The 18,283-nt window shown below is 55.1% G+C and carries 9 protein-coding genes and 3 pseudogenes; 6 read left to right on the top strand and 6 right to left on the bottom strand.

Annotated features, from left to right (window positions below):
* Positions 1 to 759: 759 nt before the first annotated feature.
* Both ACK59L_RS13505 and ACK59L_RS13510 read right to left on the bottom strand, forming a co-directional pair.
* Positions 760 to 5,193, bottom strand: coding sequence for an RHS repeat-associated core domain-containing protein (locus ACK59L_RS13505; RefSeq protein WP_409274135.1), 4,434 nt, complete (start codon positions 5,191 to 5,193; stop codon positions 760 to 762).
* Positions 5,190 to 10,625, bottom strand: coding sequence for a hypothetical protein (locus ACK59L_RS13510; protein ID WP_409274137.1), 5,436 nt, complete (start codon positions 10,623 to 10,625; stop codon positions 5,190 to 5,192). Before ACK59L_RS13510 ends, ACK59L_RS13505 begins: the two co-directional genes overlap by 4 nt.
* Positions 10,626 to 10,791: 166 nt before the next feature.
* Between ACK59L_RS13510 and ACK59L_RS13515 the strand changes: the two are divergent.
* Positions 10,792 to 10,901, top strand: a pseudogene (locus tag ACK59L_RS13515) (IS5/IS1182 family transposase); the annotation flags it as partial.
* Positions 10,902 to 11,294: 393 nt separating this feature from the next.
* Here ACK59L_RS13515 and ACK59L_RS13520 read toward each other — a convergent pair.
* A pseudogene (locus ACK59L_RS13520) lies at positions 11,295 to 11,632 on the bottom strand (transposase); the annotation flags it as partial.
* 102 nt (positions 11,633 to 11,734) lie between these two features.
* Between ACK59L_RS13520 and tnpA the strand changes: the two are divergent.
* From tnpA to tnpC, 3 genes are all read left to right on the top strand, one after another.
* A complete protein-coding gene (tnpA, locus tag ACK59L_RS13525; protein WP_409274139.1) occupies positions 11,735 to 12,055 on the top strand; it encodes an IS66-like element accessory protein TnpA in 321 nt (106 codons plus the stop codon).
* Positions 12,052 to 12,387 (top strand): IS66 family insertion sequence element accessory protein TnpB, encoded by a 336-nt coding sequence (gene tnpB, locus ACK59L_RS13530; RefSeq protein ID WP_409274141.1) that lies wholly within the window; start codon positions 12,052 to 12,054, stop codon positions 12,385 to 12,387. The genes tnpA and tnpB overlap by 4 nt, the downstream gene beginning before the upstream one ends.
* A 63-nt stretch (positions 12,388 to 12,450) precedes the next feature.
* Complete coding sequence (gene tnpC / locus ACK59L_RS13535) at positions 12,451 to 13,986, top strand: IS66 family transposase (protein WP_409274143.1); 1,536 nt, start codon at positions 12,451 to 12,453, stop codon at positions 13,984 to 13,986.
* A 109-nt stretch (positions 13,987 to 14,095) separates the two neighbouring features.
* On the opposite strand, the gene ACK59L_RS13540 is transcribed toward tnpC, so the two are convergent.
* The 3 genes and pseudogenes from ACK59L_RS13540 to ACK59L_RS13550 form a co-directional block, all read right to left on the bottom strand.
* Entirely contained in the window at positions 14,096 to 14,626 is a 531-nt protein-coding gene (locus tag ACK59L_RS13540; protein ID WP_409274145.1) for a glyoxalase superfamily protein, read from the bottom strand.
* A gap of 212 nt (positions 14,627 to 14,838) precedes the next feature.
* Positions 14,839 to 15,699 (bottom strand): annotated as a pseudogene (locus tag ACK59L_RS13545) (IS5/IS1182 family transposase); the annotation flags it as partial.
* 100 nt (positions 15,700 to 15,799) lie between these two features.
* Positions 15,800 to 15,994 carry a 4Fe-4S binding protein gene (locus ACK59L_RS13550; RefSeq protein ID WP_409274147.1) on the bottom strand — a complete coding sequence of 65 codons (195 nt, stop codon included), beginning with the start codon at positions 15,992 to 15,994 and terminating at the stop codon, positions 15,800 to 15,802.
* A gap of 209 nt (positions 15,995 to 16,203) precedes the next feature.
* Between ACK59L_RS13550 and ACK59L_RS13555 the strand changes: the two genes are divergently transcribed.
* Positions 16,204 to 17,298: a hypothetical protein gene (locus ACK59L_RS13555; protein WP_409274149.1), complete on the top strand. Its 1,095-nt coding sequence runs from the start codon at positions 16,204 to 16,206 to the stop codon at positions 17,296 to 17,298.
* A 125-nt stretch (positions 17,299 to 17,423) separates the two neighbouring features.
* A complete protein-coding gene (locus ACK59L_RS13560) occupies positions 17,424 to 18,140 on the top strand; it encodes a ribonuclease T2 family protein (RefSeq protein ID WP_409274151.1) in 717 nt (238 codons plus the stop codon).
* Positions 18,141 to 18,283 lie beyond the last annotated feature (143 nt).

Consider the following 18,283-nt stretch of genomic DNA (forward strand, 5'->3'; position numbering starts at 1 on the left):
ACCGGGGCCGAGAAGGTCAGAGCCTGGTTCAGGCAGCTGTTCCGTTTTGCGTTGGTCAAGGCGCCGGGGCTGGAGCAGAACCATGCGTCGGACCTCTATGTGGAGGCCGCGCCCAAGCCGCCTGTTAACCGCAATCCATTCCTGCGATTACCTGAGCTGGCTAACTTGCAGCGAGCCATCGACGGGTTTGGGGGCGCGTTGCAAACCCGTCTGGGCCTGCGCCTTCTGGCTGCTGACGGGTATGCGCACCGGCGAGTTGCGGCTCGCCACGCCGGATCAGTTCGACTGGCAGCAGGGGCTATGGGCGATCCCGCCTGAGGTGGTGAAGCAGCTGTGGCATTGCGCAAAGAGGGGCGCCGGGCCCATGAGATTGCGCTTTACAACGTGCCTCTGTCCGAGCAGGTCAAGCATGTCGTTAGGCAGTTGCTGCGGCAGATGCGTCCGGCGCAGAAATATGTCTTTGCCGATCGCTACCACCTCAACGAGAGGATGAGTGAGAACACGCTAAATTCGGCCTTGCACCGTATGGGTATGCGGGGTTGCTGACGGGGTATGGCATACGCGGGACCTTGTCTGCGCGACATCGGCTATCCGAAAGTCTGGATGGAAATAACTTATCCGCCTGGGTCCTGTGGTTCACAGGACCCAGGCCGAGATAATCCAACGGCTGTTCATCATGATGCGCCATGACCCTAAAGTCGAAAAATCCCAGTCCTCAAACCCTTCGACTTATAGCGAAAACTTCGGTGGTCCACTTTTCTAGATTTTGCTAGAAGGTAACTTCATGAACGGAATATTCATTTTCAGTTCGGATGCACGACAGGCGACAAAGTCGTAAACCTTGTAGGAGTGACCTGCGCTGTCCAACGTATTTAAGGCGTTGGCGAGTGGTCGCGGTCCCGACTTCGGCTTAAGCACCAAAACATCGACATTGTATTTTTCCACAAGTTGACGCAGGTGCAAATCGGAGAATTTTTCAAAATGCTCGATGACATAGTTGGAGGTAAAGTGACTGCCTGGCACGACCTTGGTCACATTGCCAGTCCCTGCGGCAACTCGCTCCAACCCTACATCTCGTGCAACTGTATTCGTTCCTCGTATATACGCGATATCGGTGTTCGCAGTACCCGTGGCGGGAGCATAGTGATTGAGTTGCGCATGTGCTGGAATTTCTACTTTGCCTCCTCTCACTGAGTTCATTCCATGGAATGACATGACGACCCTGTCTGATGGGTCATAGGCTCTACGATAAAGCTGATAATCACCCAGATCGTCTACCGTGACAACATGAGGCACATGCAGTGTACGCGGTGGTGAGACATTGCTGGGAGGTGTAGCAGGACGACTCGCATTGAGCGCGTCCCTCTGTTGTTTCGATACCCGTCCAGGGATTGTTTTGACTGGCGCTTTTGATACCGTCTCAACACGGTACAAGAGTCGCTCCGTGATGTTACCGAGGCCACGGCGAGCACCTTTGGACAGTGAGCTGTACAAGCCCTCAACCCGCCTCAGCATTGAGGTACGCAACGTATTCAACGCTCTTACACCTTTGCTTGCACCTCTGAGCAGCACGCTACCTAACTTGGCCAAACCTTTTCCAGACGCATCGAACAGGCCGACCGCCAGGGATGCCCAGCCCAATTTCGACGACAACGCCGGGTTACTCTGCCGCAAGGACAGTTCCGCCGCTCCCAATCCGAATGCAAGGCCAGCGACGGCGAGTAACAAGACGCCGAGCAAACCGCCTGTAAGAATCGCGCCAATGACACCTAGCACCAGAACACCCGCTAATACTAGCCATTCCCACCACGCCGCAGGCTCATGATGAGGCGGGGCAGTTTCGTGGATCATTTCGTCCAGGGACGCAAGCGTCGAAGCCTCCTCCCGGCGACTGATCATGATGTGCCCGCTCGGATCATGCCAGTTCACCGGATCCCGACCTGCGCAGTACGCACGGTCGTTCAGCCCGCCCTCACCAAACGGGCTCAGGCTGTCGCCCTGGAAAAAAGCCTGGAATCGAGGGTCGTACACGCGATAGCCGTTACCCAAGTGGTAGGCGCCTGTTACCGGGTCGACACACTGGCCGTTGTAGCCAAGACCACTGTTGAGCGCATTGAGGCTATCCAGGGAAGCTTCACCCCACGGCGTCAAACCTATAGATTGACTTACCCAGTCGCCGCGGGCATCCATCGAGTACTCTTCTGCGCCACCATTTTGCGGATCGGGCAATCTGAAGCAGTAGTGAGCGGCGGTAGCCGCCTCGCTCATCTCTTGGCATTGCACTACCAGGCCGGCTTCCTCATCCAGCACCGTGCCCCGCACTGGTGTGTCCCTCGCATCTAACCATACGACTCCGCACAGTTGGTCGCCCTTGTATTGCATGACCCGTCGCTGTTGCTTGTTTTCATCCCATTGAGAGGCCAGACGACCAATGTGGTCATATTCATAACTGGCAAGCAGCGTGCGATCCTTGACGTTAGTCACAGACTGAAGTTGGCCAACGGGCGTATAGACGAATTGGTGGTCTGAGTCATCAGTGGTAAGGCTGCCGTTCTTGTCACTGACCAGGGTGTGCGTTGTCGACTTGCCCGCTTTGCCCCCGTTAGGGGTGTGCGTCACAATGATGCCTGTGCGCTGGGTAGGCTGCAGTGCATTGCCGTAAACGAATTTGCGTGTTTCGCTTGCGCCGTCAAGGAAGGTCGTGACGCACGTAAGCAGGTTGCCTAGCGCGTCATAAGTGTAAGCTTGGTCTTGGATGCCTTTCTGGTTCTTGTCTTGAATCTCGTAGCCTTTGGATGCCCGAACGCTCCATTGCTTGAGTTCGTTGCGATGGGTCTCATAGGCGAAGGTTTCGCTACGGGTCGCCTCGCTTTCACCGTTACGGAACCACGATTTGCTCAAGAGCTGCCCGCTTACCGACCATGTTTGCTCATAGCGGCTCTTAATCTCGCCATTGAGGTGGTAGGTACGCTGAGTTTCCCGGCCAAGGGTATCGTAAGCGAAGGACGCCAGCAGTGTTCTGCCGTTGGCCCGATCACTCACAAGCAACCGGTCGATCTCACCCTGCCCAGCATAGCGATAGCGATAGTCCAGGCCCATGCGTCGTACCCGAATGCGTCTGTTCTGTCCATCGTGCCAGACGCGGGTGGCGATGCCATTGTTGAAGCTCGCTTGACTGATGTCTCCCCGTAGCGACTGTTGAACATGCTCACGCTGGTGCATGCCACGCAGTGTGCGGGTTGTCAAAGTCTGCCCTAACAAGCGGGGCGAGAGGCTCTCGGTACTGATCTTGCTTTGTAGGTTTACTGATGCTTCGAGGCGCTCGAGATTGACGGCCTGGGTGATCTCGTTGTAGGTGAAAGTTGTGATCTTCGCCTTGACTGCACCCGCTTGATTGCCCTTTATGTACCACGACACACTGTTGCCATCGGCGCTGCTTTCATTCCACACATTCGTACCATCAGGGCGTTGATAACCATCGCTTATGAAGGTGATTTTTTGCGTTGAGCCCTCGGCGCCTACCACTCTTGATTCGATATCCGAGCCGTCGTTTCCCTCACCACGCACAGTCTGTCTACCCAATTCTTGCACGGCGCCTGATATGGCCTGAATACTGACTTTGGTAGGAACAGTGCTGAGCCCTTTGAACGCCCATGTCACGACCGTGCCGTCTGGCGCGGTCGTTTGGGTCCGGCGGCCGAGCTCATCGTAGGCGAGCGTCCACTTCCGGTTAACGTTTCCTACCGTCTCGATGACCTGATCGCACAGGCCGCGGCTGTTGATTCGTTGCTCGCAACTCAGTCCAGTAGCCTCCATTTTTTGGCTCGCCGCGCCCCAGCGCTTATGACTGACCGCAAGCGTGACACTACCATCTGCCTGGTTGGTCTGGGTGTTCTCAACGCTGTGCAGAGGGCCTCGCAGCATTGTGCCGGTGAGCGTTTCGACCCGCTGAATTTGTGTACCATCTGGCTTGGTTTGGTCATCCCACGCCTCGGCTTGCCAGAACCAGTCCCGAAGTGAAGCAGGCAGGCTCGCGCCGTCATTACGAACGCATAACCCCCCTGGGTGATAGTCATAAATGCACTGCTGTTGCGGCTCACCGTCTGCGCCGTAAACGACTTCCTCAAGGCAGACGTAATTCTGGGCTGAGTCGTCGCTACCTGCTGCGCGCTGCAGTTCTCGCCGAACGGGACGTTGCAGACCATCAAGCAAGGTGCGGCCCTTGCGACCATCTGGGCCGACCGTGACGATCCAGGTTCCGTTGCCTGTTTCTATCCATTGCTGTGTCGTTTCCGACAGGGCCTTGAGGTCTTCAGGTTCTGAGGAAAATTTCTCGGCATTCCAGGCATACGTGGTGCTCGTCAAAAAACGATCTCGGGCATCGTACGTGTAGTAAGCCATCGATGCTGGCCTACCCAATTCATCTTGATCGGTATCGACCAGCACGCGGCCGCTTCGTGCGGAGCGAATGTGTTGGGCCAGGGTGGCAGTGAGATTCAGCGCTCCAACTGTGAGGGGCGATTGGCTCTTCACCTGCAAGGTGCCGGCGCTGGTATCGATGGTGGTGGTCTCAGTCAGCTTTTGTGTCTGCCGGGCATGATTGTCCTTGAACCAGCGGGTCGAAGTCGTTTCGGTCTTAACATCTGTGTCACTCAGAGTGCTGCTGACCTGCTGCAAGGTGACGACCAGCCCTTGGCGACCAGGTGCTTTGGCAACTGTCCATGGCGTAGTGGAGGTCTCCACCTTAACGCCCTCCAGACTTAGTGTCGTGTCAGGGATCAACCCACCACCGCTGTTTTTGTGAGCGCTCGTGTAGCTGTAAAGGCTGATGTTCATTTCCGAGCAACTGCCGTCCGGAAACGTCAGATAACTGCATTGCGCAAGAAGAGGCGGGTTGTTGACATCGGGGATTTCAGTGCATCCAAGCGCTACTGTAGAAAGAGCAGACTCATCCTTCTCCAATTTGAACCCTTTCAAAAGCGATGCCAGCGCAGGAACCTGATCGCTACGATCCGCTTTTTCAGCACTTGACTTTACCGGGTAATAGCACAAATGCGTTGTCTGACCATCGTCCAACACTGTTTTGGTGAGCAACCCTGAGTCTTGGTCGTATGTGAAGCTCGACGTCTTGCTCACAGTTCCTGCTGCGGTGAATGCCTCGTCACTGCGGCTTGCATTGAGGTCGGTAGTCATGGATGACGCTCCTCTGCGGATTTATCGACAACAGTGTCCACGGGTGCAGTGGGCTGAGAATGGGCACGCAAATCTTCAGTGGTCACTGTCGTGCTGATGGGCTGCGTAGCCAGGCGGAACCTGACTGCGGGATCACTGCTGGCGACCGTGTCGGGGTAGATCATGCTGGTGGTTTGCCGGACCAGATGCGAAAGCTTCTCGACGACCTGGGTTTCGACGATAAAACCATTCTTGAGCGTCCAGGTACGTGACGTGGAGGGCCCTTCGCGATGGCTTCCGCTGTCCAGGCTGCAGGTCGACGAGAACGTCGCGCCTTCTTTCATCAGCGAACTGCTGCCATGCCACTCCCATATATGGGTGATGGGCAGTTGCCCGGCGCCAGGCACCAGCGTGTGGCGCAAAACCCGCGACAAAGGAATGAGGCTGTCGCTACTGTTATCCCAGTCCTTCCACGTCGGCCCGTAACTAACGGCCTCCAGCGAGCCGTCCTCCTCAGCGATTGAGCACAGCACGCGGTCCAGAACCGGTTCACCTTCGTACCCGAACACGACTGTCTGCACTGGCTTTGCATCGTTCTTGCCCTGGCGTGTCAGTTGCGTGAGCAGACAGTCTTTGATACACAATTTGACCGTGTAAGTCTCTTCGGTATCGGGCCACACAGTGAATGTGGAGCTGTATTCACCCTCTGCTACAGGTGTCTCGTGGCTGGCGATCATTAGCGTGGTGTCGCCATCAGCGATATGCTGCAAATGTACGTGGCCTTCCTTACCTTCCCAGGACAACGTGAGCACACCGCCTTGCGATGCCGTGATACTGCGAGGAACCAGAAGATACGCCTTGCGTTTGATATCGCTCTCGAGCTTGCTCAGCTCTTGGATTTTGGCCTGTAGCGTTTCTTTTTGCTCTTTGCTGACACCTGACTCCTTGAGCCATTGCTCAAGGTTTTCTTTGAGTTTTTTTACTTTGCTGACGAAAGCTTCTTTGTAGTTCTCACTTGCTTCCTTGCCATCATGAGGGTCGGGCTTGGCCAGGACTTCACTGCGCCCGCTTGGGAACACTACGGTCAAGCCGGTCAGGGCGCCGTGATTGCCCTTGGCGCCGGTGAGCGTAACGCCATTGATGGTCAAGCGCTTTTTACCGTTCGCTTGGCCCACATGTTCGGCGGTGAGGGTAATGGTCTGACCGCTATGCAGTGTCAACCGGTGGAGGCGATTGTCGTAGACGCTAAAGCGAAATGCCCAGCCGTCGCCCAACGCACTTTCGTTTGCGCGGGTGGCGGCGTAATGCAGGGTCAGGTCAAGCTCCGGGCCTTTGCCTGCCAGTCCGCGTATGACGCCCACGGGGTAATGGGCGTGGAACAAGCCGGTTTTGCTGTCGACACCATTTTCGCTGGCGCCGCTGACGTCATAGAGCTCAGAACCCAGGGTGCCGGCGTAGTCGGCGCAAAGCGAGTCTTTCGGGATGAAGGTGCGGCCTTTGAACGGCATTTCAATGGTGAGTGGCATGGGCCCCAAGGCCCCGTTCGAATAGGCTGTATTAAAGAAGGCGGGGGTGATTCCTGAGCGGTTGACATAGCTGGCGCTGCATAAGCCATCGGCGCGATCGAGCGTTGCACCTTCAGGTATGTGGAGATGAATGCCTCCATTCCAGGACCGCAAGTCCGGAGAAAGCTCATAGATACGGCGTATGTCTGGGGAGAGGTCCGCGGAGTAGTCAATGATGCGGAACCCTTTTGCCCGGGCCGCTGGCGTTAATTGAAGGTGAAGATGATGCTGATCTGGGTTCTGTTCACCGCAGAGTAACTGAACGAGTAGCGGCTCATGTGCAATGTCCAATTTCCCTAAGGCTTGTAGGGTGGTCCAGGTTGCCTCGGAGTACGTTTTCTCCTCTCCGAGCACCACGCGCCTAGCAGATTCAAGGAGTTCGGATTTTATGCTGGAAATTTCAGGGGATGTTGCCGGCAGAGTGCAGAGTTTATTGAAAATTTCCTGTATTTCATCTTCAGGTCTACATATTTCTCTCACCAAGGGCAGATCATAAAACATGTTTTGGACTTGAACTGAATTAAGACTGTAGGCTCTTAAAAACCAATTATATTCACACTTGATCGTGACCTCAAGGAAAGCGATTTTATAGTGCTCGATTACTGCCAGTAGCTCCGTATTTGCCAACGCTGAAACCAGTTCATCAGCCTGTTTAAAACAAGCTGTATCCTGAGGCCTCAACGCATCGATGCTGGTGAGTTTTTTTGCAGCGGCATCAAACCACCCACTCCGCATCGCATTCCTTACGGAATCGCTCATTTTTTTCTCGTTCAAACTTTCGTTGTCACGGGTCGCCTGTATAACTCTCAATATGCCCAACAGGTAAAGATAGTCGTGATCTGGCTTGGTAAATTGAACGACAACATGGCCCTCGCTGCCTGCCCGGCGCTGGGTGATATGGTTGGATGGATATTGAAGTTGCCAAACATCGTTCCGCGCGTATAAAAGATCGTCGCGTGCGAGCCTGGACGCCACCAGTACGGGTGTATTGGCTGATGGGCCTTTAAATTGAAAGTCGGCATAAGTAATCGTCTTGACAGAGGTTGGATTGTACGAGAAATAGCGAGACCGTATTTCGCCCACATCGCGAGCGGTAAGAACATCATCCCCCCAACTGAGGATTTTCGAAAACTGTGTCGAATAGTCCGTCTGGGAGGTCCATTCCGTATAGTAACTGTAATACTGTGCCTCTTCCCATATCAGCTGGTTGCGCTTGTAAATTATCCTTTGTTCGAGCTTTGGCGGTTTTCTTGATTTGTATAAAGATGCAGTGATAAGACGGTGAGCAACCAGCACAACTTCAGCGTCCTTGGGTAACCAGAGGGTTCGATCGGCCAAGTCGTTGGCCTCGACGTCTGGCTGGGTCAGGATCGCTTGACGCGTACCCCACCTCGCAAAGCTCGATGCCACCAGCTCCCCCAACCCCTTGACCCACTTCGCAAAGCGCGCAGCATCGGTCCCTGTGTCCAATTCATCCTCCGCCTGCGTGAAGTCCCAGGAATCAACAACCTGCCCGGTCCAGCGGTCACTCAATGCCAGGGTCAGTCCATCCTTGAAATTTTTGTACAGCTCACCAAGCGTGAGTGGCTGGCCTTCCGGCGTCTCAAGCGCCGGCTCATAGCCACTGGTCAACCCGGGTACACCCGTGACCACTATCCTGACAGGTAAAGGCATATGCCAAAGCATCCAGTCTTCGGTGCCAGTGGGTTTGCCTTGCGCCGAGTCACGCGTGCCTAACCGTAGGTACTCGCCCAGGTCCGATGCATGAAGTGCCTGGGCGAGTGATTCAAGACATTTCGCCGCTGTAGCGTCGGTACTTTTCACTGTGTATCGCAGAGGGGAGCCGGGCAGCTGCTCCGCGCTATAGCGATCATAGAGCCAGATCTGGATGACGGACCCTGGCTGTGGTGTAAACGTGGTGGCCGTGCGGTATTTCTGCCAAACCATCGAGTCCAATTCCACCGACAGATCAGCGTGTTGTGCAACCCACAACGCATTACCTTTGTCGGCGGGTTCAATAGTGACGCCATCACTGCCCAGTACGCCCGCCCGCAGTAGCCCGTAACGCCTATCCTGGCACTTGGCATTGATGTGGCTACACAGCGCCTTGCTCCATAGAGCCGCAGTTATGCTGGGGTCGTCAGAACGCTCGGGGTCGATCGTTGGCTCGAACAGATACGTTTCATACAAACGCAAGGACGTTCGATCACGCACTTGCACCGAAATGCTCTCACCTGGCGGCGGGGGGCTATCGGACAGTCGACTGACAATGGCCTGATTGGCCACGAATGGAGCATTGGTGAAAAGCCGCAGCCCGCTTCCATAGACCCAAAGTCGATTGAGATTATCTTTGCCGGTGGACGTGAGCGCGGTGAAAGCCGCCGTGGTAGGGCTGCCACTCTCGGATACACTCAGCTCACCTGCTACGGTCAAATGACCCGCGCACAGCCATTTGTAACCTTGGGGGTCAACTGGAGCAGCATTGACCGCCTTTAAAAATTCCTCTGGCCATTTGGCCAACGCTAATGTTGCCTCTGCGGCTTTCCATGCGACGTGCTTGACGATGCTTCCATCGGTTTCATTGATGACCCAGGCATGGAGGTATTCATCGACCTGCAAATCCCGATCCGCGAGCAGGTAATTCAGGCTACGCCAGACTTCCTGACCAGCGCCAAGCTGCGCGGGCTCGAAGCCAGTCATGTTTGGGAGGGTGTCATTATCAGCCGGTGTTTCGCTTTCCCCCCACCAGGCGGGCACACGTTCTGGAGTGTCATGGGCCGGTGCCGGGGTGTCCTGCTCCAACTTGACGTCGGCCATACTGTAGATGGTTTTTATACTACCCCAAGGAAGTGTAATTGTTTCGACCGTCGCATAGCGCGAAGCAGCGTCCACCTGAGTGATAAGTGCTTCATATATTTGTTTAGTGCTCTCATCACAGGTGACCTGCAGACTGCCTGCAGACGCTGACCATTTCTGAACATTACTGATCATGCCAAAGATGCCGTCATAAGCTGACGATGCACGTTCAGCCGAGACTTCCTCCTCTTCATCCGAATCAACTTTTACGAACTGTTCTGGCGAATGGAGTTCCACCAGGAAGGGGCCTGGACGATCGCTTAACTTTGCCCACTGAGCACGCTCTACGCTAATCGCACCTGCGGCAATCAGCGCGTTCTGCGTCTGAGCGCGCCTCACCAACAGCGTCTTGAGGTCGGTGAGTTCAGGCAGATCCGTCAATGCGTAAATTGCATGAATGTTCGATTTCTTGATACTGTCAATGAATGCCAATCTAAAGTGATAAACAATACCATAGGCCCTACCGAGTGAGGCTGCACGTTGTTCAAGTGCACTATCGCGTGAGACGCTGACGTGTGTGCCAGTCATTGATGGAGGTGCATCCAGATAACAAAGAATGCCATACGTGTCGGCGAGTGCCACACCATATCCATATATTGCGTCGGGCGTGTCGACCACATCGGGCTTGATTTCAATCAATACAGGTACGCTCCGTGTTGATTGCTCTTTGATGTCGTCCAGTGTTACGAGTTTGGCGCCTGCACGGGTCAGATCACCAAAACCCTCTTGATAGGCTTGTTCCAGCAGCCGATAGTTTTCGGGATCTTGGCTCTCTAAACTGATCTCTGCGCAGGGTACCTCGGAGATCGTTTCGATGCTCGTGTAAGGCACGGTGACAGGGTAACGGCGTGCATAGTCCTCAGTAAATTTGCCATTCTTATCCACATACAGAACGTGGAGCTGAGTGGACTCGGCTTGCAAAAACCAACAGCCATCGCCATTAACATGAATCCGCTGACCTCTCTTCAGGCCTGCATTGTCGATAACGCTTTTGTTATAACCATTGACACGAGCATCCAGGAAGCGACTCATGGCTGATTTCCTGATTAGTGGGGGAGCAGGACTTGCTGCGCAACGTCATTGAGTCGTATGCTCCGGCGCGTATCACCTTTTGTCACCTGACAAAAATACTAGGTTATGTACTAAATCCCGAGAAAGCCAATCGCCGCGCCGCAAGTGCATCGATTTATAAATCCGGATGATCGACTCGACTGCCGTACGCGCCACCCGAGCCTCCTCTGACGCCGGGCAAAAGGCCGGCCCATCGAGCCTGCCGCTCTCGTTCTAGGCCGCAGTCACGGTGGCCTAATGTGGTGTTTCGCAACTACCACTCATATTTTTGATCTAGGCGCTGACTGAGATTCCGGCAAATGGACTGCTGTGACCGGAAAGCCAAAATTCTGTGAATTTTGAAGCTGTCTACCCAAACAAATTCTGTGATGGCCAAGCGCTACGAACTATCAAATGAAGCTTGTGACGTGAATCGCAGATATCTTCACTCCAAAGGCAGGCCGCGATCAAACGATCGCCTGATGCTCGACGGCGTACTGTGGCTGCTGTGCTCAGGTGCCGTAAATCGGCCCCGGTTTCTTAGGTCATCGAAATAAGACGCTTAGCAGACTGTGTGAAAACACACTGACAGGCCCCGGACCAAGCACCCCGACTTGTTCGGGGCGTTTTTTTTATGCTGAAAGAGGTTCATCAGCCCATTGGTTGCATCATTTGCTCGGCACCCAGGATCTGATCGCCCGCTTGAGGTTGTAAGCGGTCACGGCCAGAGCCATTTCAGCGCTTGTGCCTTCGAGTTGTCGCCGCAGTAAACGCCCGTTCCCAAATAGCCATTGCTTGAGATTGCCAAACGGGTGCTCCACGATGGACCTGCGCCGTTCCATCATCTCTGAGTGCAGTCGCATCCGCTGCGCCCTACGCCTAAAGGTTTTCTCTCGAGCGTGGCGCGAAACATAGCGGTGCCTGGCCGTCGTGCATTGGGTTTTCAGCGCACAACCGGCGCAATCACTGATCGCCGCCTGGTAGATCCGGTGTAAGCGTCCGGCGAACTCACCTTCCGAACTCCAGTTTTAAGGGCGATGGTGTCCGCGTATTTTTAAGCGGACGCGATCACCCTTATCGCCAGGATTTCCATGCGCCAACGAAGCTCTTATCCGAAACCGTTCAAAGCCCAGGTCGTTCAGGAATGCCTGCAACCTGGCGCATCCATTTCCAGTGTCGCCATCAGCCATGGCATCAATGCCAACGTTATCCGCAAATGGCTGCCGCTCTATCGAGATCAGCCCACAGCAGCTTCACTACCGGCATTCGTCCCGCTAAAAGCCACACCTAAACGGCCAGTCGAGGCCTCAGTGGTCATCGAGTTGCCCATGGCCGGCCAAGTGATCACAGTGAAATGGCCAACCTCAGATCCCGAGGGTTGCGCGCAATTTATCCGGGCTGTCGCTCAATGATCCGCATCGATGCCATCTGGCTGGCTACCGAGCCGATGGACATGCGCGCCGGTACCGAAACCGCATTGGCCCGAGTGATCGCGGTGTTCGGTGCGGCGAAGCCGCACTGCGCTTACCTGTTCGCCAATCGCCGGGCCAACCGGATGAAGGTGCTGGTGCACGATGGCGTGGGCGTCTGGCTTGCTGCGCGGCGACTAAACCAGGGCAAGTTCCACTGGCCGGGCATTCGCCATGGCGCTGAGGTCGAACTCGACAGCGAACAACTCCAGGCCTTGGTGCTGGGCCTGCCGTGGCAGCGCGTCGGTGCAGGCGGTGTGATTAGCATGCTGTAAACGCCGGCCATTTGGCCGGTCTACTTGTCGTCGCCCCGAGCCTGCTCTGGCACAATCGGCGGCATGACTTTCTCGCCCAACCTCGACCAGATGACCCCGGAACAGCTTCGTGCCTTGGCGGCACAGGCGTTGCAGTTGCAGTCCCAGATCGAGGCTATGAGCAAGAAGATCCAGAACGATCAAACCGTCATTGATCAGCTCACTTACGAAATTGCCCTGCTCAAACGGCACAAGTTTGCCAAGCGCAGCGAGCAAATCAGCCCGGCGCAAAGTAGCCTGCTGGATGACTTGCTCGACACAGACCTTGAGGCTATTGAGGCCGAGCTAAGACAGCTCCTCCCAGCAGCTCCCCAGGCCGAACCACGGCAATTCCCGAAACGTGCGCCATTGCCGCCGCAGTTTCCACGCACGGTGATTCGTCACGAACCCGAAAACACCCAGTGCGCCTGTGGCTGCCAACTTCGACGCATCGGCGAAGACGTCAGCGAGAAGCTGGATTACACGCCGGGCGTGTTTACCGTCGAGCAACATGTGCGGGGCAAATGGGCCTGTCGCCAGTGCGAAACCCTGATCCAGGCCCCGGTGCCAGCCCAGATTATCGACAAAGGTATCCCGACCGCAGGTTTGTTGGCCCACGTGATGGTGGCCAAGTTTGCCGATCACTTGCCGCTGTACCGGCAGGAGAAAATCTTTGGCCGCGCCGGGCTGGCAATTGCTCGCTCGACCCTGGCGCAGTGGGTCGGACAAACCGGCGTGCGGCTTCAGCCACTGGTCGATGCACTGCGTGAAGCCGTGCTGAACCAGGGCGTGATCCACGCTGATGAAACACCGGTGCAAATGCTTGCGCCAGGCGAGAAGAAAACCCATCGGGCCTATGTCTGGGCGTACAGCACGACGCCGTTTTCAGGGCTCAAAGCGGTGGTTTACGACTTCAGCCCAAGCCGTGCTGGCGAACATGCGCGCAACTTCCTGGGTGACTGGAACGGCAAGCTGGTCTGCGACGACTTCGCTGGCTACAAAGCCGGTTTCGAACAAGGCATCACTGAAATCGGCTGCATGGCCCACGCCCGGCGCAAGTTCTTTGATTTGCACGTGGCGAACAAAAGTCAGCTGGCTGAACAGGCCCTGCACTCGATCAGCGGCTTGTACGAGGTCGAACGTCAGGCGCGGGACATGAGTGATGAAGAGCGCTGGCGAATACGACAAGAATTGGCGGTGCCGATCCTCAAAAAACTGCATGACTGGATGTTGGCTCAGCGAGACCTGGTGCCCAATGGATCAGCCACGGCCAAAGCCCTCGAATACAGCCTGAAACGCTGGGTAGCGCTGACGCGCTACCTGGATGATGGGGCTGTGCCCATCGACAATAACCAGGTCGAAAACCAAATACGGCCATGGGCACTCGGGCGCTCGAACTGGTTATTTGCGGGATCCCTGCGCAGCGGTAAGCGAGCTGCGGCGATCATGAGCCTGATCCAGTCGGCGCGGATGAACGGGCATGATCCATATGCGTATCTCAAGGACGTGCTGACGCGGTTGCCGACGCAGAAGGCCAGTGAAATCGAACAACTGCTACCGCATCAATGGACGCCAGCCTAGCTAACCGAGATCAAATGTTTACATACAAGGAAGCCTGCTCAATCTCATTTAGTTGAACAGGCGCCTTGTTGCTTCTAAGAACGGAAGCTAACTCCTGGAACCATTCAAGTCAGCTTTGGCAGAAACGGATACGGTTACCGAAAGGATCGTATACCTCCAAAAGCTTTCCCCATCCCTGCTCCACAATGTCGGGTCGCCCGAAACCGTAGCGTTTGGTGATCAACTCGTCCCGAAACAGCTCAATGTTCTGCATGGGAACAAAAATGGTCGTTCCTGGGCTTGCGTCACCATGATGCTCAGAAAGGTGGACTTGCACTCCATCCCGGCTAAGCCCTAGGTAGAGGGGAAGATCCACTTCGAAGCGATGCTCGAATTCGACACTGAAGCCCAAAAAATCGAGGTAAAACTCCCTCGCCTTCGCTTCATCGAACATTCGCAATATTGGAATAGCTTTCTCCAGCTTGATTTCAGAGCCGGTCAGACCATGAGGGAGCGCTGCTGAAGCCGTATTCCAATCTTTGTAGCCCAGTTGCTGAGCCACCATTTCAAGAGCTACCGAATGGGTTACCTCGTGATCGCGAGCTTCAAGCAAGGTGCGAAGAGACTTGGCCATACGCTTAGCGTTTTCGATTGTCGACATGATTCCTCCTGGAGTCGAAGCGTCTTGGTGCTCGCGTTACCAAACCCCGACTATCAAGAGAGATACGGATGGGTTGGAGCAGATATGCTTTCACCTTTCCTTAAGGGTGCGAGCGGCAGGCAGCATAAGCCTCAACCCATGGTACACAGTCTATGGCACGGTCGGAAGCTGACTTTAGCTAGAGGAGCAATTTGACATGGCCGGACGCTTACGATCCGGTCGCCTTTGTGACGCTGCTTCAGCGTTAGCCACTGACCTGCCGGGCACTGGTATCGTTCCTGTTCGGCGTCGTAGGCAAAGTCCTAGCGCTCGAGTAACGTCTCGCCGCCTGGGTTGGAGGTTCGGTTTGGCGGCACGTAGGCTGTAATGGAAGCTTCCTCGCACGCTTGGAACTGCTGGCCATTCGAATAGCCCCTATTAGCTGTCACGGTCAGCGCTTTGCGCCCCAGCTCAGCTTTGGTAGCGTTAGCCATGGGCTCAAGCTGCTTGCGGTCGTCACCCTCTTGCGTCACCTCATGATGCAAAATTAAGCAGTACTCTGCGTCGACAGCGGTCTGCACGTTATAGGCAACACGCGCTCCTTTGGGCGTGCGCATTATTCGGGCTTCGCTTTCGTGTGTGTTGAACTGCTCCAACGCGATCGATTACATCAAGGCTTGGCAACTGCGGTTGTCTTGCTGCTTGGCCTCAAGGCTCGCGAAGGCCGCCTGGATCGCAGTGCGATCTACCACGTGCTCATCCTCAGACTTATCAGCGGCATCCAGGTCAGCCAGGTAATGGGCGATCCGCTTATCCAGCTTCTCATCCTGACGCCTGAGTTGATTCAGACTCAAATGACGCCGCGAAGAAGCCACTGCCTGAAACTTGCTCCCCGTCGATTGCAACCAAGTGTCAGGCAATAAAACCGACAGTTCGGCAGAACCGCACAATAGCCCTGCATGTCGAAGCCAACGCAGCTTTGTTGTTCTTGCGGAAATCAGCGATGGCTTTAAGTCAGATTTGAGTTAGTTCATCAGCCACATCACTTCGATGTTGCGCTGGCACTCGGTCTCTAGACACCGCGCTGAGCGAATGTCAGTGGCAAGAACGCAGTCCTTGAAGACGACGCGCTGAACTACCGCCCATTCCTTATTCGTGTCAAATCGTCGCTTGGCATTTTTTTTGAATAAAATTTTAGTCGCTTTTTTCATCTCTAGCGGCATCGACTGGGCAAACGCTTGCACATGCCCCACACTCAGTGCACTTCTGAGCGTCTATTACATACTTGTCATCAACCGATGAGATAGCAAATGTTGGGCATTCGGTCTTACAAGCTCCGCAAACAATACAATCCTCAAAGATCTCGTAGGCCATGGTCGTACCCCTCATAGCGCCTTACTATTCACCCATCCGCCACCTAGCTCTACGTGCGCTGGAACAGTGGCAGGCCGGCCTTAATGCTTAATCTTTCGGTACGCCTCGATGGCCTAAGCGCCAACAAATAGCCCGAAATACCTATCAAAATTGCCAGTGTTACCCAGGCTGTTCTCAACGTACGTTACCTTTTTAACGCAATGGCCTTGCCAAGGAAGGTTCGAATGAAAAGATCAATCATGGTGATCGTGTTTGCTGGAGCGACAGCCTATTGGCCTAGCCTCCACGCAGCAAAGATCAGCGCCGCCGCGCAATCTGTGCAAACGCATCTTGCGGCGTGTCATGAGAAAGGCAGTACGGTGAACTGTGAGGTCTCTGGCGTCGTACGCCTGGGCGAGCGCGTGATATTGGCAAATGACAAGCAGATGCCCAACCCTGGTGACCCTGCCATTTTCACAATCGGGCTGGACAATCAAAATCGGCTGGCTGGACAACCCAGTTACCTGGATAGCCAGACACTCAAGCAAGCTGACAAGTATGAAGGGCTCACAACCACGCTGGACGGTAAGTACGTGATTGGCATCACGGCATTCAACAAAGAGGGGACGGCAGAAAACCCTGCGGCAGATGCACTCAATACACTGCTGTATTGGCCCGTAGGCGCGTCTGCCGATGCAAAAATCGTCAATGAGTCAACGCGAGGGAATGTTGCCAGTTCGCGAGATTTGCGTGAGCGCATCAGCAAAGCCGTAGGGTCGCCTTACTACCAGATCGAAGCCCTGACGACGGCACCTGACGATCGGCTGCTGATAGGCGTGCGCAAGTATGGTGAGAACAGCAAGGCCGCCGTGTTCTCGTTTCTGTTACTGTCCGTGCCCTTTCGGATCGACCCGCAACAGGCCGTCTTGGGTGATGAACTTGGAGTCGTCTGGCGTATCCCGGCAGATGAGATGGCTAAAAAGCTGGGCCCTGCCCATTCACCCCGTCCGGAGTTGGGGCTCTCCGGCATTGAGTTCGACCGTTACAACAAAGACCGTTTCTACGCCGTGACGAGTTTTGAAAAGGGTGACGAGCTCGGCGGCTATCTCTGGGTGCTGCCTTATGAGGGTAAACAGATAGGCCAGCCCCAGCCTGTGAAACAGCTGGACGGTTCTGCCGTGGCGTTCAATCACAAGCCAGAAGGCGTGGAAGTGCTCGACCACGATCATGTACTGGTCGTGCATGATGACGATCGTGTCAGGGTGCAGGACCCGAGTGTCGGCAGGCAGCGCCAGGCTCACGAATTTTTCTACAACATTATTGGCTTCAGTACGCCTTGATGTGAGCGCATGCTCGGGGGTGAAGAGCGAGACCTGATAGTTTTGCCAGTAGACCTCTCGTCATGATTCCCGTCTGATCAAAGTGCCGTCACACCGGCGGCGCTTCTATTCAAGGGAATGAACTCATGCGCCTACTGACCGCAAGCCTGCTTCTTCTTCCGCTCGTCTGGATTAACGCTGCCATGGCGTTGGATGCGAACGAGGAAGCCTACGCCGACGCACCGCCGACACGCTTCCTGGTGTATTCCGTGACCTGGCAACCGACGTTCTGCAAGATGAAACCAACGACGGCTGGCTGCGAGCAACCCCCACAGCGCTTTCTAACCCACGGGATTTGGCCCTATAGCGAGAGTATTGGGAAATATACCAACCGCCATCCTCAGTTCTGCACTCGGTCGCCGGCCTGTGAAGAGGGTAAGGCATGCGCCATGAGTGAAGACGACATTGACAAGGTGCTCGCCAATGCCGACTTGAGGGCATTGGTGCCCAGCGATCCCGCCGGGATGTTCGCGCACGAATGGAAAAAACACGGCACGTGTTCAGGCCAGACGATGGAGCAATACTTCCAGAACTTTGTAACGTTTCGCAAGGCCGTCACCTTCGCGAACGAAGCCGCGTTCAAGCAGACGATCGGCCGTGAAACGATGTTCTCTGATATTCGTAAGGCCTTCCCTGCAAACACCGCATTCCGCTGTTACAAGGACGCCACTGGAAATCAATATCTGCATGAAGTTTTCTACTTGATTGATAACCAGGGCGAGCCTTATCTCAAGGAACACAATTTGCAGATTGGCGTCCAGTGTGCGGAGCAGAATACCTGGATTCCACGTGGCAAGCTTTAATAAAGCCGAATTGATACCGGTCAGACGAATACAACAATAGAGGCAAGTTCAAGCCCCGCACAGCTGTTAATTTTGCCAGTTGTGCAGGGCTCTCTATCCCCTGACACTGCACCCGTGTGTGAAGGAACTGAACCGAACGACAA

Origin of the sequence: Pseudomonas sp. KCJK9111, assembly GCF_046231935.1 — a bacterium.
Classification (GTDB): domain Bacteria; phylum Pseudomonadota; class Gammaproteobacteria; order Pseudomonadales; family Pseudomonadaceae; genus Aquipseudomonas; species Aquipseudomonas parafulva_B.

Coding starts and splice junctions, on each gene's coding strand:
- ACK59L_RS13550 (WP_409274147.1), bottom strand. CDS start 15,994: ATGAGGGGTACGACCATGGCCTACGAGATCTTTGAGGATTGTATTGTT.
- ACK59L_RS13560 (WP_409274151.1), top strand. CDS start 17,424: ATGCGCCTACTGACCGCAAGCCTGCTTCTTCTTCCGCTCGTCTGGATT.
- tnpC (WP_409274143.1), top strand. CDS start 12,451: ATGACTTTCTCGCCCAACCTCGACCAGATGACCCCGGAACAGCTTCGT.
- tnpA (WP_409274139.1), top strand. CDS start 11,735: ATGCGCCAACGAAGCTCTTATCCGAAACCGTTCAAAGCCCAGGTCGTT.
- ACK59L_RS13505 (WP_409274135.1), bottom strand. CDS start 5,193: ATGACTACCGACCTCAATGCAAGCCGCAGTGACGAGGCATTCACCGCA.
- ACK59L_RS13540 (WP_409274145.1), bottom strand. CDS start 14,626: ATGTCGACAATCGAAAACGCTAAGCGTATGGCCAAGTCTCTTCGCACC.
- ACK59L_RS13555 (WP_409274149.1), top strand. CDS start 16,204: ATGAAAAGATCAATCATGGTGATCGTGTTTGCTGGAGCGACAGCCTAT.
- tnpB (WP_409274141.1), top strand. CDS start 12,052: ATGATCCGCATCGATGCCATCTGGCTGGCTACCGAGCCGATGGACATG.
- ACK59L_RS13510 (WP_409274137.1), bottom strand. CDS start 10,625: ATGAGTCGCTTCCTGGATGCTCGTGTCAATGGTTATAACAAAAGCGTT.